The sequence below is a fragment of the Nocardia sp. NPDC050406 genome, from assembly GCF_044459025.1.
In the GTDB taxonomy this organism is placed as follows: domain Bacteria; phylum Actinomycetota; class Actinomycetes; order Mycobacteriales; family Mycobacteriaceae; genus Nocardia.
The window spans coordinates 1,547,046-1,572,219 of record NZ_JBITIM010000001.1 but is presented as its reverse complement, the minus strand read 5'-3'; the positions used below and the strand labels follow the sequence as shown (position 1 = coordinate 1,572,219).

Below are 25,174 nucleotides of genomic sequence, written 5' to 3'. Positions count from 1 at the left end.
CCTAAGCCTTGGCGTCCATTGGGCGAGTGCCCGTCGTCCGATCGAGCCGGTATCCCATGCCTCGCATGACCGTGGTGATGTGACTGTCATAGAGCGCGTCGACGTCGTTGATGAGATGGCGCAGACTGCCGAAGACCTCTGCGGCGATGAAGCCCAGTATCGACGCCCACGCATTGATGAGAACCCCCGGGATGGGCGTATCGGGCATCGCCTCATCGCCCATCAGCAGCGGCCCGGCGGAGAGGGCGGGTACATCCGTCGCGGCGGGATCGGCGACCTGCGCCGCGATGGCTGCGAGGTAGGCGCTGGCCAGGACATTCACCACCCGCCCGGACGCCGGACCGGTCTGGTCGGGCTCGGCCTGATACCCCGGGATCGGCGTGCCGTTGATGAGGGCGAACTCGCCGGGGTTCGCCAGCGCCCAGCCGCGTGCCGCCACGCAGATCGCGCGCCAGTGCCCGGCCGGATCCGCCTCGGCCGTCGGTTGGGCGGCGACCATGGCGTCGGCCATCGCGTCGTAGGCGTCCACGCACAGCGCGGTGATCAAAGCCGATTGGGAGTCGAAGTAGCGAAACAGTGCCGCCGGAGCCATGCGCATCTCCCGTGCGATGGCTCGCAATGACAGTCCCCCGGTTCCCGCTTCCGCCAACTGCGCGCGAGCCCGCAGTTTTATCTCCGCGGTTGTGGCGGCGCGGCGCTCGGCCCGCCTCGTCGGCGGCTGAGCGTCGGGCGGTGCGGCCATGAATCCTCCTGTTCCAGCTTCCTCGCGAGCACTGATAACTCAGTGATCGCCGATCACAGACACCGTACCCGGATAGACCCCAGGTGGGCGACCGTGACGAACGCTACGGCGGGTCGGTTGTTGACAATGCTGGCCTTCGAGGGAAGGTTTAGTGATCAACGATTGAAAAGTGATCAGTGATCACAACGGAGGAAAACCATGGCAGAACTCCCCACTCGAGCGCGGGATATCAGGTCCGCGATCATGGAGCAGGTAAGGAACAAAGGATCCGCACCGACACGGGCGGAACTGCGCGACCGATTCCAGTTGTCCGACGAGGAACTCGCCGCCGATCTGCGCGCTCTCGAGGGTGCCATCTGTGTGGCGTGCCAAGACGAGGAACACGCGGACAGCCCCGTATTCCAGGACGAACCCCTGTCCACTCCGCAGCCGCCGCTGGGCGAGCTCGTCTACGCGCGTCCGTTCGCGACCTTCGCCAACCACTACCGGGTCACCGTGGACGGGCAGCAGAGCTGGTTCGCCGAATGCGCGGTCGAGGCCTGCGCGATATCGGGCCAATTCCCAGGCTCGGACGTGGTGGTCGACTCGGTATGCAGACAGACAGGTCAGCCGGTGCGCTTGGTCGGACGTGACGGGGTTCTGCTGGACTACAGCCCGAAAACGTTACGTGTGCACCTGGGTTACCCCATGCGAGAAATGCCGCGCCGCGTCGTGGGGTGGTGTGACTTCAACAGCTTTTTCGCCTCCGAGGAGGCGGCCGAGCAGTGGCATCGTGAACACCCGACGATCAAAGGCGTGACCCGTTCACCAGAACAAATGTCGCGCCTCATCACCGAGCTTCTCGGCAAAGGTCGACTGGACTACGACTACCAGCCCGATTTTCCGCTACTGGTTATCGCCCGCAACCTGCGTCGCTTCGGACTCGTCGGTGTCCGGCGCGGCAGGTTGCCGCGTCCCGACACCTTTTGGCTCCCCACACTGGCGATGGTTCGTGATTGGCGGCGGCGCGGCCTCGGCTATTACTTCCGCTTCCACCTGCGCTGATCGATCCGATTCCAGGGGCCTGGGCAGGGCAGTGAACGCCCGGCTTCGACCTGACCCGAGGCGGGGAGTAGCAGGTAGCCGCCAGCGCCGCGTCGACGTCGGATCTTGCCCCAGTCACGCAGACGGGATACCAGCCTGAGTGTGCCCTCCGCGTTCGCGGTTCAGGTCGTGCCCCACAATGTGCCTGAATTGGTCAGCGCTGCTACGGCACATGCCGCAGAACTAGGTCGTGGAGCCATTCGGTGTGCACTCGTCACGGCTGACCCCAGCACGAACAAGTGCGATAACCGCGTCGATGTAGGCGGCCGGGATTCCGGCCGAGCTATCGTGTCGCGCGGCGCGGACGACACCCATGAGGATCGTGCCCATCACGGCTTGCCCGGTTTCAGAGGTGTCGAACTCTTCGCGAAGGACTCCGGCGGTGATTCCCTGTTCGAGGTAAGCGGCGACGAGCGTGGCACCCAGGTCGACCAGGCCATACCAGCGTTCGCTAGCGGCCTCGTCGATGGTATTCGCTTCCATGACAAGGAATTTCGCTAGACGCGGGCGGGCGGCGAAGGCCTCGCGGATACGGTGGCCGATGCCGCGGAGCTGGTTTTCGAAGTCGTCGACAGAGGTCGGTGCCGGGGCGGGACTCAGATCGCCGCCCAGAATGTCACCGAGAATCTGCTCAACGCCGTAATCGATGACCGGGTCCAGGATCTCGCGCTTGTTGTCGAAACCCTTGTAGTAGGTGCCGAAGCCCAAACCTGCCCGGCTGGTGATGTCCGAGATCGAGGTCGCGTGATACCCCTTGTCGAGAAACACTTCATAGGCGGCGTGCACGAGTTTGTCCCGGCGCGCTTGGATCTCGGCGGCGGTGGCGCGCGGCCGCCCGCGCTTGCGGGCGGGCGCGGCGTCTGTACTCACCCGGTGAGGATAGCGAAGCTGCATCGGAAGGCCCGTCGGCTCGATGATGGCGAGTGATTACCGGTTCCATTGCCGACGGGCCATGCGGGCCAGAGTCCGCCACACCGGCGGGGGAGGCTCGCGCCTCGGTATCGGCGTGGTCCGCGGAGCCACAGCGCAAACACACGCCGCATCCCGGGCGAGCACACCGACCTCGGCCGCACCGCCGGGTGATTCGAGATCGGCGAAGAACTCGATGTTGGCGGTGCTGTACTCGGCCCATCGCTCGGGCAGGTCCGGGGCGTAGAAGATCGCGTCCACCGGGCAGACCGGCTCGCACGCACTGCAATCGATGCATTCGTCCGGATGGATGTACAGCTTGCGCCCGCCCTCGTAGATGCAGTCCACGGGGCACTCCGCAACACATGCCTTGTCCATCACGTCCACGCACGGCTCCGCGATCACGTATGCCATGGCGAAATTCCGGTTCAGGCGCTGTGTGACTGGAGATACTCCGGCTTGCCGACCTGCAACGTGGTGTTGGTCGCCTGATCTCGCACGAACGGTGAGTGCTCGAGGTCCGAATGTTTGTTGCCGGGCCCATCCTGACGGACGAGCAGATGTGCGTTCGCACGGATCTCCGGAGCGGCCAGCGGCAGGTTCGGGTCGGCCTCGAACGCCTGACGCATCATGCCCCAGCCTTCGGGACTGACGATCTGCACAATGTCTCGCAGCGGCCCCCTACCTTGGACCTGAACGATCGCCCGCACGACGATCTCGGCCAGCCGCACGCTGAATTTCGAGGGGTGGAACCGTGCCATCTCCAGCAACTCCGGTGCCAGGTGCCGAGACATGGCGATGGATACCACCCGCAGCGCGGGACCCGCCACCGACATGACCCCCGGCGAGTTCCACGGCGTCCGAAGCAGGAAATCGATATCTCGAGTGCCCTTGAGCCCCAAGGCCATACGCGGCAGCCAGCCCAGCGCGATCTCGCGCAGACCCTCGAAGGTGGTCGGCACATCCTTCGGATCGACGCCCACCAATTGCGCGAAGGGCACATTCTCCGCAGCGAAACGGTCCTTCTCGGCCTTGCTCAGCGGTCGGCCGAACTGGGCGAAGGCATCGGCGATCGCCACGATCCCCAGCGCGTGTGTCCACAGCGCCATTTCCACACTCGTGCCGTCGTATTCGCGCATGGTGATCGGATCGAAGCCGTTGATGTGCGAATGCACCCGGTACAGGGTGCGACCGGCACGAATCGCGGATTCGGAGTCGCCGAACGCGGCCATTTGGAAGAACATGATCGAGCGGCGGGCGCGGGTGAGGGTATCGGACTGCATCACGCTGTGCGTCGAGACCGATTCAGCGACCTGGGGATCGAACAAGACCTCGATCGCGCCGCGGTAGATACCCAGGATGAAGGCCAGTGGAGTCTCCTCGGCCAACTCCCAGTTGAGCGTGCCCGGCCCGTAGAAGCCGTTGTCCGGACGCGGTGCCAGCCGCACCGCGTTCATCCGCTCTGTGTCCTTGACCAGGTACTGATCGAAATTCTTGCGAACCTCGGCCATGTTGATTGCCATCCCAGAACCCCTTCGTTCCCGCGGGCCGTCGCCACATTGCGACGCTTCCAGATTATCGTGACATCACTATCACGATAAGGCAATCATAAAATTATGCTGTCGCGACCTGCGGTCCTTGTCGCGTCGGTGGCTGTTCCTGCGAGGCGGAAGCTTGCAGATTGGTCGCGGTTTCGGCCGGATCGACGACTGCTCGACCGGCTGGGGAGACACAGTCCTCGCCGTCGGTGACGTGCAGGCCAGCTCGTGCCAGTCTCGAGAATGGGCGTCAGTCATCCAGCTGTTCGTTCATCGCATCCGCTCCCGCTGACAGTTGATGCCGCTGGTTTTCGCCACGGATGACAGATTTCGGCGGTCGCACGGCGGACCTCCCCAGGACCAGCTGCCTTACAGGCGGTCACCGCGGTGTAGGTGCGCAGGCGCAGCGCCGTCGTTGAGTGTCGGAACGCGATTGGGAGCGGCTCGGCTCGGCTTGTTCGGAAACTCGTCGCACAAGATTCCAGCAGTCACTCTCGTGCTCGCCATGCGCACACCGGGTCCGTTTGCCATTCAACGAGACCGGCTCTCGCCGATCAATGGCGGTCGTGTGTCGGGGGCGAAAACGCGAGCGAGGTCGAGCAGGGTCACCGGCTGTCCGCACAGGTGCCAACCACACTCGGTGGCGACGACGATCTCGATGTGACGGTCGGCGAACAGCACACAGTACTCGCACACCTGCCCCGGGGTGACATGCTCGGGGCCGCAGCGCAAGTCGTCGTGCAGCACCTGGGCGCCGATGACCTCGGCGGCGACCAGACGACCGTCGCGGTAGCGGATCCGAAACGGCCGGGGCGGATCGACCGTCAGATAGTCAGTCCAGCGCAGAGCCATCGCGAATGCCTCCTTCCCCTCAGTGCGGGCACCCACGAGACCGGATGCGCGCGGCGCGGCGGCTTGCTACTGCTAGTCGGACGATTTCGTGCCGTTCACCGCATTTCTTCGCGGCGTACCGGTCGGGGGTCTCTAGTCTGAGCGCGGACATTCCGAGCACGCGACTCGGTCGGTGCGCGGGCCCGCAGCTACGCATCCGGCTATCTCCATCCGTCGTCGTGTTCGGAGTGCCCGGGGGAGCCGCACGCCCAACGGGCCCCCGACCCGACGGTTCGAAGGCGAGCTATACCCTGGCCGAGTATTCGCGCACACCGCATAGCGCTAACCAGACTGGCCGACGGGGCACCAGGGACCGGGGCGTGAACCAGCGCAAAATCGAGCGGTGCCCGCGTGGGGTCCGGTCGGAGCGAGGGGTGAGCGTTGCGGATGGATGAGCAGGAGCCGGGATTGCGGTCGGGTCGTGACCGTGTGTCCGGCTCGAACGAAAGATCCTCGCAGGCGCAGGTTTTCGATCGTTTGGTACAGCGTTATGGATTAGCGTATTCGGACAGGCCCGAGCAGGTTCGCGCTGCTGTCTGGATCGCAGAGCGTTTGGGCGTCGGCGCACGGGTGCTGGACGTCGGCTGCGGAAATGGTGTTCCGACGGCCTGCCAGTTGGTCGATGCCGGGATTCAGGTTGTAGGCATTGATATTTCGCCCGCGATGATTTCCGCCGCTGCGACAGCGGTCCCCGAGGCCGCGCTGCATGTCTGTGATGTCTTGGAGTTCACCGGAACTGGATTCGACGGCGCGGTAGCGTTCTTCTCTTTGCTGATGCTGCCCCGCTCCGGTATCCGGCAGGCGCTCTCGGTCCTCTATGAGGCAATTGAGCCCGGAGGTTACCTGGTGATCAGTATGGTCGAGGCTGATCTCGACGACGCGACGGTCACCTTCCTGGACACCGATGTCCGAGTCAGTGGCTACCACCGCGACGATCTCTATCGGGTAGTGGAACAGGCTGGGTTCGCGGTTCTCGAAACGCGAGTTGTGCTCTACAGACCCGCCCCCACCCAGGCAGAACCTGAGACCCATCTATATGTCTATGCCCAACGCCCCCGGGTCGTTGAAGAACGGGCGTAGCGGAGACGACCAGGACGCTTTCTATAGAGTTTGGCTATGACGGAGGTGGGTCTGCACGGTGCGACGCGTGATTTCGGTGGCATTGTCAGCCGTAGTCCGTGCCGAGCCGTGCGACCGGCCTCCGCTGCCGAGGTCGCGGCACTCGTCCGGGACGCTTTGACGGGCGTGCGGGTGGACGTGCTCGCCCGTGGTTGCGGGCACTCGACCCGCGGTGAGTCGCTGACCGACGGCATCTCCGTGGACATGCGCGGCATGGCGCGTGTGCACGAGGTGAGCGAAGACCGCGTTGTCGTGGACGCGGGGGCGACCTGGCGAGAGGTGCTGGAGGCCACGCTGCCATGCGGTCGTGTGCCGCCGGTGCTGACCGACTATCTCGATTTGACTGTGGGCGGGACACTCTCGGCCGCCGGAATCGGCGGAGCTTCCCATATCCACGGAACTCAGGCCGCCAATGTCCTCGAACTCGAAGCCGTCACCGTCACAGGCGAAGTCGTCACCTGCACTCCGTACCACCGACGCGAACTATTCGATGCCCTCCGCTCGGGGATGGGCCGCCACGGCGTCATCACCAAGGCGACCTTGCGCTTGATCGCAGCACCGGCGAGTGTGCTCTCGTGCCGCGTACGGTATGCCTCGGCTGCGGAACTCATTGCCGCGCAGGGCGATATCGTTGCGGATCATATTTCGGGGCAGGCAAAGGGTTCCTCGTTCGAACTCAAAGCTGTTGTCTACGACGCGAGCCGCCCGCCCCTCGGACTATCACCCCTCGATGTCGAAGAGTTGGCGTTCGAAGACTTTGCCGATCGCATGCGCCCTGACGTGGAGAAGTTGATCGATCTGGGGGAGTGGGATCGCCCGCATCCGTGGGGGCAGGCCATCGTTCCCACCGCGCACGCCGTCGAGCTGATAGAGGCGACGCTAGCCGAGACCTCACCCGCCGACATCGGCCTCAGCGGTGTCGTCTTGATCAAGCGCTTTTCTCCTGGGCCGGTGCCGATGCTGCGTGCGCCTTCAGACGCGGTGCTGGTTGCGCTGCTGCGTACGGCCTCGCCTGGTTGCGCCACGACCGCTCAGATGGCAGCGGCCAATGAACAGCTCTACGACCGTGCTCGGGGCGTCGGCGGCGTCCCCTATCCGCCACAACCCGGTCCCTTCGCCAGGGGGGTCTAAAGAGGCCCGGGTCCAAATGCACACCACGCGAGTCGTCGTCCGCCGCGTCGCTTGTCCCCGACGAATGGCTGCGACTTCCAAGGCGCGTCGACGCAGCTGCTCAATTGCCCGGCAGCGTCAGCCCGCGCCCCCGCTGGCCGCGAGAATGCGGCTGGTGCGGGACGTCTGTAGCGCGGCATTGCCGACCGCGAAGAGCAGAGCCGTGGCGACGATGATCCAAGTCCAGGCCGGGTGCCAGTGACCGATCTCGACCAGCTCGTAGGTCTCCTTGATAGCGATCAGGGTCGCGCCCGCGGCGACGAACAACCAGCCCAGGGCGGTATTGGAGAAGGCCAGCATGCGCTCGATATCACTGGCGGACATGGTCTCCAATGCCAGCCGCTTGATTCGATCCCGCTCGCGATGATGTTTCCAATACGCCACCGGCGGCAACAACCACCACCACGGCGAAATGCGACGCGGACGCAGCCTTGGATCGGGCAGGTTGGCACGATCGGTAAGCCCTTGTTCACGCAGCTCGATGGTGGCCTGGTGCAGCGGTCCGGCAACCAGCAGCCATGCGCCCACAGCACCGAGCGCGGCAATGACCATGTTGTGCATCGGCGGTGTCCCTCCGGTCGGGTGTCGGGTCCCTGCTCCGGCCCCAGTTCAGCACCGCGCGGGAGAGCACCGGGTTCGACACGCGGGCGACCGTGCCGAAGCTTCCCATCGCATGGCCGCCGATGGTTTTGCTTGCGCTGGGTACTCGAAATCCATGACGAGCACACCGGAACCACCCCACACCCCGCCCCCCACCCGGTCGGCTCCGCCTTCCGCGCCGCCACCTCCAACCGGCAGGCCCGCCGCCCCGCCGCCGTCCGTACCGCCGCCCACCGAGAGCCGCCCTCGCACGCCGATCAAACACACCAAAACCGGCCGCATCTGGCTCGGCCTCGCCTCCGGTGCCTTGGTCCTGATCATCCTGCTGATCTTCATCCTGCAGAACATGCAACGAGTGGTGATCGCATTCCTGGGTTGGGAATTCGAATGGCCGCTCGGTGTCGCCCTGCTGTTCGCCGCGATAGCGGGCACGCTCCTGATGGCGTTCGCGGGCGGAGCCCGCATTTGGCAACTTCGTCGGCATGCCGCCCCGCCGCGTTGAGCGGGCGGAGTCGATTCAGGCGGGAGGTAGCAGGTCGCTGTCGCTGACGGTGTAAGTCAGTGGGGGATAGGTGAAGTCGGTTTCGTTGTTTTCGCGGCGACGTAGCTGGTAAAAGACGCGGCGTTGGTTGTCGTCGGCGGAGGTGAGGCGTGGGCCGTGGGGGAGGTGCGGTTGGCCGTCGTGGAAGTGGAGGAGGGTTTTCGAGGTGCGGAAGGTTATGCCGAGCCAGTGGTTTTCCGGTGGGCGGGTGGAGGTGTCGAGGATGATTTTGTGTTTGAAGCGGCGGTTGGCGGCTACGGAGAAGGCGATGATGCCGTTGTGGGGGAGCGGGATGTCGAATGTTTCGGGGGATTCCTTGGATTCGACGATCAGCTTTCGGGGTGGGGTGGTTGGGGGGTGTTGGTAGCAGGAGAAGAGGGCTATGAAGGAGTTGTCGGCCAGGTCGAGGGACTGGTCCGAATGGCTGCCCATGGTGGCGTAGGCGTTGGTGTAGCACTCGAGGAGGGCGCTGTTGAAGCCGACTGGGAGGCCTGCCAGCGCTTGAATGCGTTGTGCCAGGTCGCTGTGCACGGAGCGGAAGTGTTGCGGCGGGTTGGTGTATTGGGCGGTGGTGCGGACCAGGGGGACGCCGCCGGTGGCATCGGTTTTGGTGAGGATGGCGGCTCGACGGCCTTTTCCTACGTCTTCCCAGGCGGCTGAGGTGGAGAGCTTCGCGTAGAGGTCTTCTTCGGGAGGCAAAGCGTACGAGGCGATTTCGTCCGAGATGCTAGAGGCGGGGAGCAAGGTAGTCTCCCGCGTTCATGCTGAACAGGAATTGGTCGCCGTAGTCGATGAACGACGAGGTGCGGTTCTCCTCGGCGTACAGCTTGCGCAACTTGTCCATGCCCTCCTGGGTGGGCGGTTCCAGCGCCACCAACCCACCGGCTCTGTCCAGGAATGTCTGGCCGTTCTTGTGCACCGCTTCGGTATTCGAGCATCGCACCACGTATCCCATTCGGGTCGGCAGCAGTTCGGCGTCCAACATCGAGGGACGGATTTCGTGGGTGTAGAGGCGGTTGGTGGACAGCGGCATGAAGAAGACGGAGCCGGGATACAGCGTCAGGGTGAACTGCGCGGGCAGCCCGTTGCGCTCTTCGGCCGAATCCTTCAGGCGGAAGCGGAGTTTGGTCAACCCGCTGACACCGTTCACGCCGTAGTCGAAGGGGTCGTCGGCCAAGGGCCGCAGCTTGTCGAGCCCGTCATAGAACGTACAAAAGGCCATGATCCCATTGACGGGCATGTCCTTGGTCTTGTCCGCATGCGCCGAGATCTTGGCCTTGGACTGCTTCCGCTCATCCGTAGCCGCGGTGTTGTGATAGATCTGCGCGAGCACGTGATTCAACCGAGCATGTCCTCGAAAGATGGTGTCCGCCGCACGATTCAGCGCGTCGACAATGCTCGTGTCGGTAGCACGAAAACCCTCGGTCGGCCCGGACAGGTTGGTCGAACAGCGCAGCAGCCGAAACCGCAGCCCGTCCCCGCTCGACGTGACAGGCGTCAAATAGATACCGCTGCGACGGGCGGTCCCAGGTTTGGTGGACTCGGTCAATGACTGAAATTCGTGCTCCGCGCGGATCCGTTCGAAATGGTTGTCCCCGAGCTCGAAGAAACGGCGGTAATACACGCCGACGCCATGTACACGCACGGCAGCCCGGCCGAGGTCGACCGCCCCGGCCGTGCCGAAAACGCTTCTCGTGTCGTCGATCCGAGCTTCGGTTGTCTCCATCAAGCGGTACTCGTCATTCGCAGGTATCGGTGGCCTGTGGCCACCCTACTTCTCGAACTCCGCCGACAGGATTTCGACGTAGCCGTCGGTGCCGTTCACGCGGATGCGCTGCCCGTCGCGGATCAGGTCGGTGGCGTGTTCGACGCCGACGACGGCGGGGAGGCCGTATTCGCGGGCGATCACCGCGCCGTGGGTCATGAGGCCGCCTACTTCGGTGACCAATCCCTTGATGGTGACGAACAGCGGGGTCCAGCTCGGGTCGGTGTAGGCGGTGACGAGGATGTCGTCGGCGGTGAGATCGGCCTGGGCGATGTCGGTGAGGACTCGGGCGCGGCCTTCGACGGTGCCGACGGAGACGGGCATGCCGGGAAGTGCGTTCGGGGGCAGGTCTTCTCGGCGGTAGGTGCCGGTGAGGGCTTGGCCGTCGGAGGTGAGGACGCGCGGCGGGGTGAGAGTCTGGTAGGTGCGGAAGGCGGCCTTGCGTTCGTCGATGAGTTCGGCGCTCGCGTGCTGGGTGCGCACGACCTCGCGGAGCTCGTCGAAGGTGAGGTAGTAGATGTCTTCGGGATCGCGAATAACTTTGGCCCGCACCAGGTTCTCGGCCTCGCGCAGCAGGGCTTGCTTATAGATGTAGTAGCGGCTGACCATGCGGTACTTCGGATACTCGCGGTAGCCGGAGAAGGTGCGGACGCGGTCTATCATGCGCTCGGTCTCCTCGGCCTTACGCGCTCCATCCGGCAAGGCGCGCAAGCGTTCCAGGAGGTGCCCCTTCTGCCGTTCGGCCTCGCGCAGGCCCTGGTCGAAGCGCTGCCGACCCGCGCCGGGGCCGAAGTTCTCGACATTGCCGAGGATTGTCGGCACCAGCGTGGTGGGGTTTTCGCTCCAGCGTGGCCGGGTGATGTCGATCTCGCCGACACAGCGCATGCCGTACCTGTCGAGGAAGTCCTCGAGCGCGGCCCGCGCCTCGGCGCCGCCCGGGTACGTGGCCAGCTGGTCGAGGAAATCGCTTCCGGCCCCGGTCTTTTCGACCTGCCGCAGGTACGCCACCACCTCCTGATGCGGCCGGATCGCATCGGCCACGTCCAGCAGCGCCAACCCCATCTCCGAGGTCACGTTCCCGGGCACCGATTGGGTGAGCGCATCGGCGGCATTCTTCTCGCCGAGCCATTCGCGCATATGCTCGTTGAGCCACGCCGAGGCGTCCATCGCGGCATTGATCACCTGTAAACCGCGCGGCGTGAACAGGACTCGCTGCAACTCCCCGATATCGGCGTGAACGAAGTCGAGCAGTGCCGATCCGGAGTGAGCGTGAATATCGCGTTCCAGGGCGGCCAGGGAGGCTTCGCTCTCCGCGATCAGTTCGCGGACGATCTCGGGATCGGTCTCGATCGGCGTAGGTGCGGTGCGCGGCGGCATGGCGACCGAATCCTCGTGCGGGACTTGGCGAACGAACCCGCGCTCGATCACCGTCCGCAGCGCGTCCCCGATCAACGGATCGGAGGTGCCGAGCGCCTCGGCCAGCCCGATCCCGCCGGTCGGCGAGGACAGCGGCGCGGTGACATCCACGAACAACCGCCCGCCCGCGGTGCGCATGGGCGCTCGACTCGTCAACTGCCACAGCGAAATTCCCAAAGGCTTCATCGCATCGGTCATCATCTGCTGATGCCCGACCGAGACGTAGACGCGGTGCTCGTCGTCCGCGGCCTCGGGAATCGGGAACAGCGTGGTGATCGGCCGACTCTGCACAATGCGGAAGGTGTCCCCGTCGAGGCACCACTCGATGTCCTGCGGGTTGCCGAAATGCGCTTCGATCCGACGCCCCAGCCGCGCCAGCCGTAACGCCTCCTCCGTCGACAGCACCGGCTCGTCCCGATGCTCCTCGGCGATGTCGCGCACCCGGGTGCCGCCCTCCCGCGCCGCTTCGACGGCGAGCTTCTTGGTGGCGATCGCCGCGCCGATGACCTCGTCGCCGCGCACCCGGTAGACATCGGCGTTCACCAATCCGGAGACCAGCGCCTCACCGAGACCGAAACCCGCGTCGATGGAGACGACCGTGCGATCGGAGGTGACGGGATCGGCGGTGACCAGAATGCCCGAAGCGCGCGGGAACACCATCCGCTGCACCACGACCGCCATCCGAACCTGCTTGTGGCCGAACCCATTTCGCAGGCGATAGGTGACGGCACGCTCAGTGAACAGCGACGCCCAGCACTGGCTGACACTGTCGAGAATCGCCTGTGCACCGATGACATTCAGATAGCTGTCCTGCTGCCCCGCGAACGACGCGGTGGGCAGATCCTCCGCCGTCGCGCTGGAGCGGACCGCATACGCGTGCTCCACTCCCAGCCGGGCGTGCGCGCCGAGAATCTCCGCCGCCACGTCCTCCGGAATGGCGATCTCGGTCACCGCCCGCCGAAGCTCGGCACTCCACTCCCGAATCGCGTCCTGATCATCGGGCTGCAACCGCGACAGCCGCTCGAGCCTCTCCTCGACCGCCGACACACCCGCCACCGCCCGCGTGAACGCCGCCGTCGTCACACAGAACCCGTCCGGCACCTCGACGCCGTCGATCCGCGACAGCTCACCGAGGTTCGCGCCCTTGCCGCCGACCAGGTCGACCTGTGTCCGGTCGATCTCCCCGAAGCTCAGCACATCGGCCATCCGCTACTCCTCACCTGGTGGTTTCGGCTTTTCGCGAGCGATTATGGACCACGAATCGCGGGCTCATGAGGTCCCGGAATCATGTATAAAGTAGAAGGGGGAGGGGATCGGTCATCGACACCGCCGAAGATCGCCGTGTCGGGTATTTTCGGCTGGGCGACAAGTAATTTCGCGCTCAGCAGGGGAGTACGGTATGCGGATCGGTCGACGGACACTGCTACGTGGGGCGGCGCTGGGCGGGGCGTTCGCCGTGGGCGGCGCACACACCACGATCGCTACCGCGGCACCTGGCGGATACGTCGGCACCCGCGAATCGCTGGCGAGCCATCCGCTGCCGCAGTGGTGGCGCGACCGCAAATTCGGGATCTTCATCCACTGGGGCCCGTATGCGGTTCCGGCGTGGTCGGCGCTGCCCATGCCGCTGGCCGAATGGTATTGGCTGCTCCAGCAGGTGCCGGGCTCGCCGCAGTGGGAGCATCACCGGCAGACCTACGGACCCGAGGTGGTCTACGACGACTTCCTGTCCCGATTCCGGGCCGAGCGCTACGACCCCGACGCCTGGGCCGACCTGATACGCGATTCGGGCGCGGGCTACTTCGTGCTCACCGCCAAACACCACGACGGTTTCGCCCTGTTCCCCAGCCGTGTCACCAATCGCACCGCGACAGCGCTGGGCCCCGGCCGCGATCTGGTCGGCGAACTCGTCACCGCGGCCCGCCGTCGCGACCTCAAAGCCGGTCTGTACTACTCGATTCCGGAATTCTTCAATCCCGCACCCGGCGGCGACCTCGCCCGACAGCGCCTGTCGTCGATGCTGGACAGTATGCGCGGAGGCGCGTTCCAGCCGACGCAACTGCTCGCCGCGGCGGTATTCGACAAACAGGGCGCGCGCAATGCCTACACGCAGCATCCGGTCCCTTACACCGGCTATCTGGACGTGCCCGGCTACGGCGACCACGTGCGCGCCCAGCTGCGCGAACTCATCGCCGGATACCACCCCGACCTGCTCTGGGCGGATGTCGGCGGGCCGGAAGCGTATTTCCGCGGCAACGACATCATCGCCGAGTTCCACAACCAGGCCGCGACCTTCAACCCCGACGGCGTCCTCGTGAACGACCGGTTCGGCGACCACACCACCCACTTCGACTATCAGGTGCGCGAGCAGGCGAGCCTCTACCAGATCCCCGCCCGCGGCGCGGTCGGCGTACCGGTCGAGGTGGCGCGCGCCATGGGATTCTCCTGGAGCCACAATGTCGCCGACATCCTCGACCCCGCCGAGAAATTCATCGGCGAACTGATCGCGGCCGTCGCGGACGGGTCCAATTACCTGCTCAATATCGGCCCCCGCGCCGACGGCACCATTCCGGAGGAGATGGTCGACCGGCTGCGGGTGGTCGGCGAATGGCTGCGCGTCAATGGCGAAGCCATCCACGGCACCCGCCCCTGGCATCAACCCAGCGCCGAATCCTCCTCCGGCACGGTCTATTTCACGATGACCGACACTGCGGTATACGTCCTCGCGACCACATGGCCGGGTGCCGAACTCACGGTGCGGACGGCTCTTCCCGTCGGCGCGGACACCACCGTCACGCTGCTCGGCGCGGACCGCGCGCCCCTGGCCACCCGGTCGGTCCCCGGCGGCGTCACCATCGCGCTGCCCGACGGCGGCAATCCCGCCGCCACGGCCAGTCGACACGCGTACGCACTGCGCATCACCGGCTGAGACGCGGCCATACTCCGTCATCGGTCATGGCGCGAACCTTCTCGACCGATGAATTCCCTTGCGGCGAAGGCGAGTTTGTCCTCGGCGGCGATGGTGCGCAGCGCGACCACGCGATCGCCGTCGAGTTCCAGGGTGAGAATCGCGCCGAGTGCGCCGTCGTCGAAGACCAGTAGGGCGGGCGCGCCGTTGACGGCCGCCACAGCGGTGGTGATGCGGGTGGCCTCGGGGCGGCGGCGGATACCGAGCAGATAGCGCAGCACCCGCTCGCGGCCCTCGATGGGGCGCCGCGCCGCCGTCGCGCCGCCGCCGTCGATCCACGACACCACCTCGTCGGCCAACAGCCGACGGAGCCGGTCGGCGTCGCCGGAGCGGGCCGCGGCGATGAATTCGACGACCATGCGCCGATGCTGGGACTCGCTGGCCGCGTACGTGTTTCGCCGACCGCGCAGATGCGCGCGGGCACGGTGGTGCAGCTGACGTGAATGCGCGGGATCGATATCGAGGATCTCGGCGATCTCGCGGTGCGGATAGTCGAACGCCTCACGCAGCACGAAGACGGCGCGTTCGGCGGGCGTCAGACGTTCGAGCAGCACCAGCAAGGCCAGGGAGACCGATTCGCGCTGCTCGGCGGTCTCCAACGGTCCGAGCGCCCCGGACTCGGTGAGCACCGGTTCGGGCAGCCACGGTCCGGGATAGGTTTCGCGCCGCGCCCGCGCGGAGGTGAGCTGGTTCAGGCACAGATTCGTGACCACCTTGTTCAGCCACGGCCCGGGCGCATCCACCCAGTCCGCGTCGTGCCAGCGCAGATACGCGCTCTGCACCATGTCCTCCGCATCCGTCGCGGAGCCCAGCAGCCGGTACGCCAGCCCGAACAGGCGCTGCCGATGTTCCTCGAACACGGCGGCGCGTGCGGCGCGGTCGGTGGCGGTCGAATCCATGTCTCGCGACACTATGTCACCCGTGCCGCCGCCCGTGCCGCTGCGAGCCGCGTCACACCCGCCCGCGTCCTGTCACATTCGCGGCCGCTGTCCGGTTCTGAACTCGTGAATCGACCACCACCGCGGAAAGAGGTCAGTATGAGAACAGTGTTGATCACCGGCGGCACCGGGAAACTGGGCCGGACCGTCGCGGCCCGATTGGACAACGGGCAGTCCGAAGTTCGGGTGCTGAGCCGACGCCCGGCCCCGGGCCGCGTCGTGGGCGACCTGCGCCGGGGCACCGGACTCGATGCCGCCGTCGCCGGAGTCGACGTCGTCGTGCACTGCGCCACCACCTACGGCCGCGGCGATGTGGCCGCCGCCCGCCACCTCGTCGACGCGATCGGCCGCACCGGCGGCCGACCACATGTGGTGAACGTGTCCATCGTCGGCGTGGACCGGATCCCGCTGCCCTACTACCGCGCCAAATTCGCGGCGGAGCAGACGATCTCGACCAGCGGCCTGCCGTGGACCATCCTGCGCGCCACCCAGTTCCACGACCTGCTGGCCACCATGTTCGCGAGACCACGCTGGCTGCCGTTCACCCTGGCCCCCGCCGGATTCCGCTTCCAGCCCATCGACATCCGCGATGTCGCCGACCGGCTGGCCGCCCTCGCCACCGCCGAACCCCTCGGTCGCACAGTCGATCTCGGTGGCCCGCAGGTGCGCGACGTGCGCGAGCTGGCCCGCGTCCACCACGCGATCACCGGTCGCCGCCGCCCGGTGCTCTCGCCCCGCCTGCCCGGCGCGATCGCGCGCGGATACCGCGAAGGCCACCACCTGGCGCCCGAAAACCCCGGCGGCACCATCACATTCGAGCAGTTCCTGCTCGACCGTACCGACAGCGCATCATGACCGGCACCCGAGCGCGTGTGGTGCGCGGCGGCCTGGCCTTCTTCGCCGCCGTCTCCGCTGTCCTGGGCAGCTGGATTCTCGCCGCCCCCGAATCGTTCTTCGCCCTGTCCTGGGTCAACTTGGGCATGCCCTACAACCCCCACCTCATGCTCGACTACGGAGCCATGAACCTCGCGGCGGCCATCCCACTCGCCGCGGCCGCGGTCGCCGCGAGCCCGTTGGTGGTGCGCAGCGCACTGGCCTCCTACGCGGTCTGGACCACCGCCCACCTCGGCATCCACCTGCGCTTCCACGACCACCTGGCCGCCCACACCTCCGCGACCAGCGCCAGCCTGCTGCTCGCCGTTCTGGCGGCCGGAGCGCTGCTCGCCCTGGCCCTGCTGGCACTCTCGCTGACCTCGGCCGCTACGAAATGATCCGCAGCGACTGCGGCAGCGGATCCGGACGGTCGGGTTCGTCCGGATCCGTATCCGGCGGGTCCGCATCCGGATCGGGCCGGTGGGTGTGGCGGCGCGCGCTCCACCACCGCTTGATCTGCGCCCAGCGGGTATCTCGGGCGGGCCAGAACTCCTGGACGCTGGCATTGAACTCGGCACCGAGAATGACCGCGAAGCCCAGGAAGAACGTGAACAGCAGAAAGGCGATGGGCGTGGCGAGCGCCCCGTAACTGATACCCGTCCGGGTGATCCAGGACAGATAGCGACGCAACCCCTCACTGGCCGCCATGAAGAAGACACCCGCCACCAGCGCGCCGCCGAAGAGCCGATGCCAGGGCAGCGTCCGATGCAGGGCCAGCTTGTACAGAGTGGTCAGCCCGACGATGAGCAGCAGCGCCGTGCCCGGGTAGTAGAAGCTGTCGATGAGGCGCAGCCCCGGCTCGCGCCAGCCGTCGGGCAGCGCGCGCCCCACGATGGACGGACCCAACGCCACCAGCGGCAGAATCAGCACCGCCGCGATGAGGAATCCCACGTACAGCAGCAGCGCGAACAGCCGCTGCCAGACCGGATGCCGGGCATCGGCCTGCCCGTGCGCCGCCGTGATCGCGTCCACGAAGGTGGCCATGGCCGAGGACCCCGCCCACAGCGACAGCACGAAGCCCACCGACACCACGCCGCCATGACCCTTCTGCAGCACATCGGTGACGGTCGGCGCGATCAGATCGTCGACCACGCTGGGGCTGAACAGCTTCCGACTGAAGCTCACCACCTTGGACTCCACGATCTGCACGGTGTCGGGCCCGAACAAACCGCCCACATAGCCGAGCGCGCCGAGCAGACCCAGCAGCAGGGGCGCGAGCGAGAGGGTTTGCCAGAAGGCCGCCGCCGCCGATTTGGCGAAAATGGAGTCGTCCCACGCCTTCACCGCCACATGGGCGATCAATTCGCCGATCCGCCGCAGCTTGGCCCGCCCCCGAGCGATACGGGTGGGCGAGGTCACCTCGCCGGAGAAGGCGGGAGCGGTCGGGTCGCGATCGTGGTCTTTCATCGTGGGTACAGCATCGCGGACGGGTAACTCGCGTGCGCGGCGACCAGCCATTGTGTCGTGAGCCACTTTTCGATGCTGTGTCGGATTGGTGCGCGGTCGGTCGGCATCGCTACTCTTCTTCGAGTGACTTCGGGTGGTGGCGGTTCGCTTCGTGCATGGCAACGCAGAGCTCTCACCAAGTATCTGACGACCAAGCCACGAGACTTCCTCGCCGTCGCGACCCCGGGTGCCGGTAAGACCACTTTCGCGCTGCGCATCGCCGCCGAACTGCTCAACGACCGCACCGTCGACCAGGTGACCGTGGTCGCCCCGACCGAACACCTGAAACACCAGTGGGCCGAATCCGCGCAGCGCGTCGGCATCCAGCTCGACTCCAACTTCTCCAATTCCACGGGCTCCACCTCTGCTGACTTCCACGGTGTGGTCGTTACATACGCGCAGGTGGCCTCGCACCCGTTCAAACACCGGGTGCGCACCGAGAATCGGCGCACGCTGGTCATCTTCGACGAGATCCACCACGCCGGTGACGCCAAGAGTTGGGGCGAGGCGGTCGAGGAGGCCTACGGTGACGCCACCCGGCGACTCGCGCTCACCGGTACCCCGTTCCGCAGTGACGATTCCAAGATCCCGTTCGTCACCTACGAGCCCGACGAATCCGGCTTCGAGAAGTCGCGCGCCGACCACGCCTACGGCTACGCGGAGGCCCTGGCCGACGGCGTCGTGCGGCCCGTGGTCTTCCTCGCCTACTCCGGTGAGGCGCATTGGCGCGACAGCGCGGGCGAGGAGTACACCGCCCGGCTGGGCGAACCGCTGAACGCCGAGCAGACCGCCCGCGCCTGGCGCACCGCCCTGGACCCGGCGGGCGACTGGATGTCGAAGGTGCTCACCGCCGCCGACACTCGACTGCGGCAGCTGCGCGCCACCGGTATGCCGGACGCGGGCGGTCTGGTCATCGCCACCGACCAGGACAAGGCGCGCGATTACGCCGAACTGCTCGAACACATCTCGGGCTCCCGGCCTACCGTGGTGCTCTCCGACGATCCGGGCTCCTCCGACCGCATCGGCGAGTTCAGCCGCAGCACCGATCCGTGGATGGTCGCGGTGCGCATGGTCTCCGAGGGTGTCGACGTACCCCGCCTGGCCGTCGGCGTCTACGCCACCAGCGCCTCCACCCCGCTGTACTTCGCCCAGGCCATCGGGCGCTTCGTGCGTGCCCGCAGACCCGGTGAGACCGCCAGCGTCTTCCTGCCGTCGGTGCCGGTGCTGCTCGACCTCGCGGCGCAGCTCGAGGTGCAGCGCGACCACGTGATCGGCAAACCGCATCGCGAGAAGAGCGATCTCGACGACGAACTGCTCATCGACGCCAATCGACAGAAGGACGAACCGGGCGAAGAGGAGCGCAAATTCGTCGCCCTGGCCGCCGACGCCGAGCTCGACCAGGTCATCTACGACGGCGATTCCTTCGGCACCGCCACCTTCGCGGGCAGCGATGAGGAGGCCGACTATCTCGGCATCCCCGGCCTGCTCGACGCCGACCAGATGCGCGCGCTGTTGCGCGACCGCCAGACCCGCCAGCTCCAGGACCGCAGCGCCGCCGCGGCGGCGGGCAACCGCACCGAATCCGGTGCCGGGGTCCTCGCCGCCACCGAACGCGCCGCCACCGCCGACCGGCTCGGTGAACTGCGCCGCGAACTCAACAGCCTCGTCGCCATGCACCACCACCGCACCGGCAAGGCGCACGGCGTCATCCACGGTGAGCTACGTCGCGAATGCGGCGGCCCGCCAACGGCTCTGGCCACCGCCGACCAGCTCGAGCAGCGCATTGCCGCGCTGCGCCGCATGTGATTCACACCGCCGGGCCGCATGTGATTCCCACCCCCGGCTGATGCGAGTTTGCCGCCCGGTTGCCCTTACGATTGGCCGGTGACAGAACCGAGCACCCTGCGATCCGGTGCGCTCTCCCTCGCCTCCAGCGTCGTCATCGGCGTGGCCTCGACCGGACCGGCCTACAGCATTACCGCCACCCTCGGCCTGGTGGTCGCGGCGGTCGGCCTGCAGGCCCCGATCATCGTGGTGCTGGCGTTCGTGCCCATGCTGCTCGTGGCCATCGGATATCGGGATCTCAATGCGGTGGAACCGGATCCGGGCACCACCTTCGTCTGGGCGACGCGCGCCTTCGGCCCGTTCACCGGCTGGATGGCCGGATGGGCCATCGTGGTCTCGGATCTGCTCGTCATGGCCAGCCTGGCGCAGATCAGCTCGCAGTACACCTTCCTGCTGATCGGCGCGCAGGGCATCGGCGCGGATCCCACCAGTCCCTGGGTGCTGTTGCTGGGAATTGTCTATCTGGTGGTCATGACGTTGGTCGCGGTCGCTGGCATCGATGTGTCGGCGCGCTTGCAATCCTGGCTGCTGGCGGTCGAATTCCTCATGCTGGTGCTGTTCGCCGTGGTCGCGCTGGTGCGGGTCGTCTTCGGGAACGTGTCCACGGGTGCGGGCCTGCCGACCTGGGAATGGTTCAACCCCTTCGCGATCGGGTCGTTCAACGACTTCGTCACGGCCCTGCTGCTCATGGTCTTCATCTACTGGGGTTGGGATTCGGCGGTCTCGGTGAACCAGGAGACGGTGGACCCGAGGCGCACGCCAGGCCGGTCCGCCGTACTCTCCACCATCACCCTCGTCGCGCTGTACCTGCTGGTGACAGTGGCGGCGCAGGCCTTCGCCGGAATCGGCGAGGAGGGTTTGGGGCTGGCGAATCCGGCCCATGTCGACGATGTCCTCGGCGCGCTGGGCACCGCGGTGTTCGGCGAAGGGCCGATCGGCTCGGTGCTGGTGCATCTGCTGTTCCTCATGGTGCTCACCTCCGCCGCGGCCTCGACGCAGACCACGATTCTGCCGACCGCGCGCACCACCTATTCGATGGCGCTGCATCACGCCCTGCCCCAGGCGTTCGGCCGCATCGACCCGCGCTTCCGCACTCCGGTCTTCGCCACCGTGGTGTTCGGCGCGCTGTCGGTATTGCTCTATGTCGCATTGAATTTCGCGTCCGGCGGACGGCTCATCGCCGACGCCGTGACCGCCATCGGCATCTCGATCGGCGTCTACTACGGCCTAACCGGGCTCAGCTGCGCCTGGCTGTACCGGCGTCAATACGCCTCAGACACAAGGGCTCTCGTCATGAAGGGCATCCTGCCCGCACTGGGCGGCTGCATGCTGCTGTTCGCCGCCGCCTGGATGGCCGTGGCCTCCTGGCAGGCGGATTACGGTGACTCCGCCTGGCATCTGCCGTTCCCGCCGCATTGGGCGGTGGGCGGGGTGTTCCTGCTCGGCGTCGGCACGCTGCTGCTCGGCATACCGCTGTATGTCCTGCTGGCCAAGGCCATGCCGCCGTTCTTCCGCGGAGAAGTGCTGGCGCGCAAGCTGCCCCAGCCCTCGGAGCGCATCATCGAATCGGATGCCCTGCCGCGCGGCTGATCACGCGGGCCACGCCGACAGGGCGGTGTCGATCGAGCGTCCCAGCTCCTCGAGCGACGCGCCGTCGCGGGCCTGAATCGACAGGCCGTACAGCACCGTGGTGTAGAAGGACGCGAGGGCGGCGGTATCGGTCTCGGCGGGCAGATCCCCTTCGGCCACACCGCGTTCCAGGCGTCGGCGGATGTCTTCGGTTGTGCCCTTGCGCATCTCGACGAGGAAGTCGCGAATGGCGGTATTGCGGGTGGTGTAGCTGGACCCGGCCAGCACCACCATGCAGCCGTGCGGTTTGTCCTCGGCGGTGTAGACGAGCGCGTTGTCGCGCAGCATGGCCTCGATACTGGCGCGCGCGGTCGGCTCCTCGCGCAGCGCCCGCGCCGTGAGGCTGCCGTCGGTACGTCCGTAGAGCTCGATGGCCTCCCGGAACAGTGCCTCCTTGCCCCCGAACGCGGCGTACAGGCTGGGGGAGTTGATGCCCATGGCTCCGGTGAGATCGCTCATGGACGTGCATTCGAACCCGTGCTCCCAGAACACCTCCATGGCCCGTCGCAGTGCCTCGTCGCGATCGAAGGCGCGGGGCCGTCCGCGTTCCGCCATGGCCGACTCCTTTCTGTGTCGATCGTTAAATATACCCCTTGACGCGACCGGGGATCTCTGCTTGGGTTATTTATGTATTGATTGACACAAAATTGTGAGGAGTTCCGATGTCGGATCTGACGGGCAAGGTGGCGTTGGTGACCGGTGGCAGCCGGGGGATCGGCGCCGGGATCGCCCGAGCCCTCGCCGCGGCGGGCGCGGATGTGGCGCTGACCTACCAGAACAACGAGGACTTGGCGAAGTCGGTGGTCGCCGAGATCGAAGCGCTGGGCCGTAAAGCCGTTGCGGTGCGGGCCGACAGCGCGAACGCGGAGGAGGTGATCGCCGCCGTCGACCGCGCCGCGGCCGAGCTGGGGCGGCTGGATGTGCTGGTCAACAACGCGGGCATCTTCCCCGCGAAACCGTTCGAGGACTTCAGCGTCGAGGAGATCGACAACGCCCTGCACATCCACGCGCGCGCCGCGTTCGTGGCGGCGCAGACCGCGGTGAAGTACATGACCGACGGCGGCCGCATCATCAGCATCGGCACCAACCTCACCGATCACGCGCCCTTCGGCGGCCTGGCGCTGTACAACCTCAGCAAGTCGGCGCTGAACGGTTTCACCAAAGCCCTTGCGCGCGAACTCGGTCCGTGCGGCATCACCGTCAATCTCGTGCAGCCGGGCTCCACCGACACCGATATGAACCCCGCCGATGGCGAGCACGCCCCCGACCAGGTCGGCTACACGGCGCTCGGGCGTTTCGGCGCGGTGGACGACATCGCCGCCGCCATCACGTATCTGGCCGGACCGTCTGGGCGCAGCGTCACCGGCACTTTCCTGACGGTCGACAGCGGCACGAATGCCTGATCAGCCGAAGTAGCGTCCCGGCGACACGCCGACCTCGCGGCGGAAGGCCGCCACATAGGCGCTGGGCGTGGCATAGCCGACCCGTCCCGCGATGCGGGCGATCGGCATGCCCGCCGCCAGCAGGGGCAGCGAGGCCGCCAGCCGGATCTGGGTTCGCCACTGCCCGAAGGTGATTCCGGTGTCCTCGCGAAACAGCCGGGCCAGGGTGCGGGGACTGGTGGCGACGGCGGCGGCGAACGCGCCGAGCGTGCGGTCGTCTGCCGGATCGGCGAGCAGGGCGTCGGCGACCTCGCGGGCGCGCGCATCCGTGGGCGGCGGCGCGCCGATGGGAATCACGTCCACCGGTTTCAGCAGGTCGAAGACCACCGCCTCGGCGCGGCCGCGCTGGTCCGGGGTGGTGGTGTCGGCGGTGAGATGGTCGAACAGATCGTGCAGCAGCCGCGTGACCCGCAGCATGGTCGGCCGGGCGAACGCGATCGGCGTCCGGCTGGGCTCCAGATAGATGCCCCGCATATCCGCTCCCTCGACGGTCCCGGTGCGATGCCGGATCCCGCCCGGCAGCCACAGCGCGCGCGTCGGCGGCAGCACCCAGTGCCCGCCCTCGGTCTGCACGAGAATGACTCCCCGTGCGGCCCAGGCGATCTGATGCTGGGGATGCTCGTGCGCGTCGAACCAGAGCCCGGCCGGGAGCGTCCCCGTCCCGAACACCATGGCGGTGGGGCCCGGGGGCGCGGCGATTACCAGCGGTTGGCCGTTCGGCGACACGATCTGTCACTGTAGTCCGTCGCGGTAACGGCACGGCGGTCCTAGCGTCGTGGCCATGGGGATGAACTTCTTTCACCAGCTGTGCTGCCGCTCCTCGGCCTGGGAGTACGCCACCACGAAACGCTTTGTGCCCTGGGCGCTCTCGGGGCTCGACCTGGGTGATTCGACCCTCGAGGTCGGCCCGGGCTACGGGGCGAACATCCGCGCCTTGGGCGAGCGCACGCCCGCGCTGACCGGATTGGAGATCGATCCGGTCCTCGCCGCCCGCCTGCGCGAGCGCGCCGCCGACCGGATGTGGGTGCTCGACGGCGACGGCACCGCGATGCCGCTGCCGGACAACGAATTCAGCGCCGTCGTCTGCTTCACCATGCTGCACCACGTGCCGAGCCCGGCCCAACAGGACGATCTCTTCGCCGAGGCGTGGCGGGTGCTGCGCCCCGGCGGCGTCTTCGCCGGAAGCGACGGCCGCGACAATATCGCCTTCCGGCTCATGCACCTCGGCGACACCTGCGTCCCGGTTCCGCCGGACACCTTGCCCGAGCGCCTCGCCGCCGTCGGCTTCACCGATATCGAGGTGCGCTGCGACGCCGCGAGCTTCCGTTTCCGCGCCCGCCGCCCCTAGCGTTTCCGGTCGCGTTTGCGCCGATTGGCGACCCCGCCGAATCCGTCTGGGCCACAATGGGATTGTTCTCGAATCCGAAGGCCCCGCATATGGAATCCCAGCTGCACATAGTCGCCGACTCCACCACCACCCCGGAGCACGCCGACGAATACGGCGCTGCCCTGCAACGCCTCGCCGAAGCGACCCGCACCGAACCCGGCTGCCTGTTCTTCGACGTCTTCCGCTCGGTCGAGCGCCCCGAACGCTATGTCACCCTCGAGGGCTACGCCGATTCGGCCGCGCTCACCGCGCACCAGGCCGCCGATCACTTCCAGAAGATCGTGCTCGACGAACTGGTGCCGCTCATGCGTACCGGCGACGCGCGCGTGTACGGCACGCCGATCGACGTGCCGCCGCGCGACTGATTCCCGCGTTCAGCCCAGGAACTGGGAGAACCGCAGGTGGTTGCCCCAGGGGTCGGCGAAGCCGCAGTCGCGCACGCCGTAGGGCTGGTCCACGAGGGGCTGCTCGACCCGCGCGCCCGCGGCCTCGAGCCGGGCGAAGGTGGCCTCGACATCCTCGACGGTGAAGATGAGCGTGCCCTGCGCCCCGCTGGCCAGGCGCGCCTCATTGGCCTGCACGGCGGCCGGGGTGGGGTTCATGCCCGGGAATTCGAGCAGGAATTCGATGGTGGGCTGGGCGGCGGGCCCGACGGTGAGCCAGCGACCACCCGCGAACGGCAGGTCCTGGCGAACCTCCATACCGAGTACGTCGCGGTAGAACTCGAGGGCCTGCTCCTGGTCGCCCACCAGGATGGAGACGTGGGTGAGGGCGAGGTCCTTGCCGTTGCTCATTTTTCTCTCTTCTCGTCG

General features: G+C 66.9%; 25 protein-coding genes and 1 pseudogene. 12 read left to right on the top strand and 14 right to left on the bottom strand.

The window, feature by feature from the left end:
- Nucleotide 1: 1 nt before the first annotated feature.
- The gene (locus ACIBH2_RS07560) at nucleotides 2-742 is read right to left on the bottom strand and encodes a TetR/AcrR family transcriptional regulator (RefSeq protein ID WP_397114522.1); all 741 of its coding nucleotides are present in this window, start codon (nucleotides 740-742) and stop codon (nucleotides 2-4) included.
- Nucleotides 743-940: 198 nt separating this feature from the next.
- Between ACIBH2_RS07560 and ACIBH2_RS07555 the strand changes: the two genes are divergently transcribed.
- Nucleotides 941-1,786, top strand: coding sequence for an alkylmercury lyase family protein (locus ACIBH2_RS07555; RefSeq protein WP_397114519.1), 846 nt, complete (start codon nucleotides 941-943; stop codon nucleotides 1,784-1,786).
- A 222-nt stretch (nucleotides 1,787-2,008) separates the two neighbouring features.
- On the opposite strand, the gene ACIBH2_RS07550 is transcribed toward ACIBH2_RS07555, so the two are convergent.
- The 4 genes and pseudogenes from ACIBH2_RS07550 to ACIBH2_RS07535 form a co-directional block, all read right to left on the bottom strand.
- The gene (locus ACIBH2_RS07550; RefSeq protein WP_397114517.1) at nucleotides 2,009-2,695 is read right to left on the bottom strand and encodes a TetR/AcrR family transcriptional regulator; all 687 of its coding nucleotides are present in this window, start codon (nucleotides 2,693-2,695) and stop codon (nucleotides 2,009-2,011) included.
- Between the two features lie 141 nt (nucleotides 2,696-2,836).
- A pseudogene (fdxA, locus tag ACIBH2_RS07545) lies at nucleotides 2,837-3,148 on the bottom strand (ferredoxin); the annotation flags it as partial.
- Between the two features lie 14 nt (nucleotides 3,149-3,162).
- Entirely contained in the window at nucleotides 3,163-4,257 is a 1,095-nt protein-coding gene (locus ACIBH2_RS07540; RefSeq protein ID WP_397114515.1) for an oxygenase MpaB family protein, read from the bottom strand.
- A gap of 546 nt (nucleotides 4,258-4,803) precedes the next feature.
- Nucleotides 4,804-5,124 carry a hypothetical protein gene (locus ACIBH2_RS07535; RefSeq protein ID WP_397114513.1) on the bottom strand — a complete coding sequence of 107 codons (321 nt, stop codon included), beginning with the start codon at nucleotides 5,122-5,124 and terminating at the stop codon, nucleotides 4,804-4,806.
- A 426-nt stretch (nucleotides 5,125-5,550) separates the two neighbouring features.
- On the opposite strand from ACIBH2_RS07535, the gene ACIBH2_RS07530 reads away from it, so the two are divergent.
- Complete coding sequence (locus ACIBH2_RS07530; RefSeq protein WP_397114511.1) at nucleotides 5,551-6,243, top strand: class I SAM-dependent DNA methyltransferase; 693 nt, start codon at nucleotides 5,551-5,553, stop codon at nucleotides 6,241-6,243.
- Between the two features lie 36 nt (nucleotides 6,244-6,279).
- On the top strand, nucleotides 6,280-7,413 hold the full coding sequence (locus ACIBH2_RS07525) for an FAD-binding protein (protein ID WP_397114509.1): 1,134 nt from the start codon (nucleotides 6,280-6,282) through the stop codon (nucleotides 7,411-7,413).
- Nucleotides 7,414-7,530: 117 nt separating this feature from the next.
- Here ACIBH2_RS07525 and ACIBH2_RS07520 read toward each other — a convergent pair whose 3' ends face one another.
- A complete protein-coding gene (locus ACIBH2_RS07520; RefSeq protein ID WP_397114507.1) occupies nucleotides 7,531-8,013 on the bottom strand; it encodes a hypothetical protein in 483 nt (160 codons plus the stop codon).
- A 346-nt stretch (nucleotides 8,014-8,359) separates the two neighbouring features.
- On the opposite strand from ACIBH2_RS07520, the gene ACIBH2_RS07515 reads away from it, so the two are divergent.
- Nucleotides 8,360-8,554 (top strand): lipopolysaccharide assembly LapA domain-containing protein, encoded by a 195-nt coding sequence (locus ACIBH2_RS07515; RefSeq protein ID WP_397114505.1) that lies wholly within the window; start codon nucleotides 8,360-8,362, stop codon nucleotides 8,552-8,554.
- 15 nt (nucleotides 8,555-8,569) lie between these two features.
- Here the strand turns inward: ACIBH2_RS07515 and ACIBH2_RS07510 are convergent, their stop codons facing one another.
- From ACIBH2_RS07510 to rph, 3 genes are all read right to left on the bottom strand, one after another.
- The gene (locus ACIBH2_RS07510; protein ID WP_397114503.1) at nucleotides 8,570-9,292 is read right to left on the bottom strand and encodes an alpha-ketoglutarate-dependent dioxygenase AlkB; all 723 of its coding nucleotides are present in this window, start codon (nucleotides 9,290-9,292) and stop codon (nucleotides 8,570-8,572) included.
- A gap of 28 nt (nucleotides 9,293-9,320) precedes the next feature.
- Complete coding sequence (locus ACIBH2_RS07505) at nucleotides 9,321-9,935, bottom strand: hypothetical protein (RefSeq protein WP_397114501.1); 615 nt, start codon at nucleotides 9,933-9,935, stop codon at nucleotides 9,321-9,323.
- 429 nt (nucleotides 9,936-10,364) lie between these two features.
- Nucleotides 10,365-12,980 (bottom strand): rifamycin-inactivating phosphotransferase, encoded by a 2,616-nt coding sequence (gene rph / locus ACIBH2_RS07500; protein ID WP_397114499.1) that lies wholly within the window; start codon nucleotides 12,978-12,980, stop codon nucleotides 10,365-10,367.
- A 193-nt stretch (nucleotides 12,981-13,173) separates the two neighbouring features.
- On the opposite strand from rph, the gene ACIBH2_RS07495 reads away from it, so the two are divergent.
- Entirely contained in the window at nucleotides 13,174-14,703 is a 1,530-nt protein-coding gene (locus ACIBH2_RS07495; protein ID WP_397114497.1) for an alpha-L-fucosidase, read from the top strand.
- A 17-nt stretch (nucleotides 14,704-14,720) separates the two neighbouring features.
- On the opposite strand, the gene sigJ is transcribed toward ACIBH2_RS07495, so the two are convergent.
- Nucleotides 14,721-15,641, bottom strand: coding sequence for an RNA polymerase sigma factor SigJ (gene sigJ, locus ACIBH2_RS07490; RefSeq protein ID WP_397114495.1), 921 nt, complete (start codon nucleotides 15,639-15,641; stop codon nucleotides 14,721-14,723).
- Nucleotides 15,642-15,779: 138 nt separating this feature from the next.
- Between sigJ and ACIBH2_RS07485 the strand changes: the two genes are divergently transcribed.
- Nucleotides 15,780-16,535: an SDR family oxidoreductase gene (locus tag ACIBH2_RS07485; protein ID WP_397114493.1), complete on the top strand. Its 756-nt coding sequence runs from the start codon at nucleotides 15,780-15,782 to the stop codon at nucleotides 16,533-16,535.
- Entirely contained in the window at nucleotides 16,532-16,951 is a 420-nt protein-coding gene (locus tag ACIBH2_RS07480) for a hypothetical protein (RefSeq protein ID WP_397114491.1), read from the top strand. The genes ACIBH2_RS07485 and ACIBH2_RS07480 overlap by 4 nt, the downstream gene beginning before the upstream one ends.
- On the opposite strand, the gene ACIBH2_RS07475 is transcribed toward ACIBH2_RS07480, so the two are convergent.
- Nucleotides 16,941-18,020, bottom strand: coding sequence for a YihY/virulence factor BrkB family protein (locus ACIBH2_RS07475; RefSeq protein WP_397114489.1), 1,080 nt, complete (start codon nucleotides 18,018-18,020; stop codon nucleotides 16,941-16,943). The genes ACIBH2_RS07480 and ACIBH2_RS07475 overlap by 11 nt on opposite strands.
- A gap of 123 nt (nucleotides 18,021-18,143) precedes the next feature.
- Between ACIBH2_RS07475 and ACIBH2_RS07470 the strand changes: the two genes are divergently transcribed.
- Both ACIBH2_RS07470 and ACIBH2_RS07465 read left to right on the top strand, forming a co-directional pair.
- Nucleotides 18,144-19,865 (top strand): DEAD/DEAH box helicase, encoded by a 1,722-nt coding sequence (locus ACIBH2_RS07470; protein WP_397114487.1) that lies wholly within the window; start codon nucleotides 18,144-18,146, stop codon nucleotides 19,863-19,865.
- A gap of 78 nt (nucleotides 19,866-19,943) precedes the next feature.
- The gene (locus ACIBH2_RS07465; RefSeq protein ID WP_397114485.1) at nucleotides 19,944-21,494 is read left to right on the top strand and encodes an APC family permease; all 1,551 of its coding nucleotides are present in this window, start codon (nucleotides 19,944-19,946) and stop codon (nucleotides 21,492-21,494) included.
- Here ACIBH2_RS07465 and ACIBH2_RS07460 read toward each other — a convergent pair whose 3' ends face one another.
- The gene (locus ACIBH2_RS07460) at nucleotides 21,495-22,088 is read right to left on the bottom strand and encodes a TetR/AcrR family transcriptional regulator (RefSeq protein ID WP_397114483.1); all 594 of its coding nucleotides are present in this window, start codon (nucleotides 22,086-22,088) and stop codon (nucleotides 21,495-21,497) included.
- 107 nt (nucleotides 22,089-22,195) lie between these two features.
- Here ACIBH2_RS07460 and ACIBH2_RS07455 point away from each other — a divergent pair, with 107 nt between their 5' ends.
- The gene (locus tag ACIBH2_RS07455) at nucleotides 22,196-22,936 is read left to right on the top strand and encodes an SDR family NAD(P)-dependent oxidoreductase (protein WP_397114481.1); all 741 of its coding nucleotides are present in this window, start codon (nucleotides 22,196-22,198) and stop codon (nucleotides 22,934-22,936) included.
- Here ACIBH2_RS07455 and ACIBH2_RS07450 read toward each other — a convergent pair whose 3' ends face one another.
- Nucleotides 22,937-23,701 carry an AraC family transcriptional regulator gene (locus ACIBH2_RS07450; RefSeq protein WP_397114479.1) on the bottom strand — a complete coding sequence of 255 codons (765 nt, stop codon included), beginning with the start codon at nucleotides 23,699-23,701 and terminating at the stop codon, nucleotides 22,937-22,939. It lies immediately after the preceding gene.
- Nucleotides 23,702-23,756: 55 nt separating this feature from the next.
- On the opposite strand from ACIBH2_RS07450, the gene ACIBH2_RS07445 reads away from it, so the two are divergent.
- Together ACIBH2_RS07445 and ACIBH2_RS07440 are read left to right on the top strand one after the other, a co-directional pair.
- A complete protein-coding gene (locus ACIBH2_RS07445; RefSeq protein ID WP_397114477.1) occupies nucleotides 23,757-24,323 on the top strand; it encodes a class I SAM-dependent methyltransferase in 567 nt (188 codons plus the stop codon).
- Nucleotides 24,324-24,379: 56 nt separating this feature from the next.
- Complete coding sequence (locus ACIBH2_RS07440; protein WP_397114475.1) at nucleotides 24,380-24,727, top strand: putative quinol monooxygenase; 348 nt, start codon at nucleotides 24,380-24,382, stop codon at nucleotides 24,725-24,727.
- A gap of 9 nt (nucleotides 24,728-24,736) precedes the next feature.
- On the opposite strand, the gene ACIBH2_RS07435 is transcribed toward ACIBH2_RS07440, so the two are convergent.
- Nucleotides 24,737-25,156 carry a VOC family protein gene (locus ACIBH2_RS07435; RefSeq protein WP_397114473.1) on the bottom strand — a complete coding sequence of 140 codons (420 nt, stop codon included), beginning with the start codon at nucleotides 25,154-25,156 and terminating at the stop codon, nucleotides 24,737-24,739.
- Between the last annotated feature and the right edge of the window lie 18 nt (nucleotides 25,157-25,174).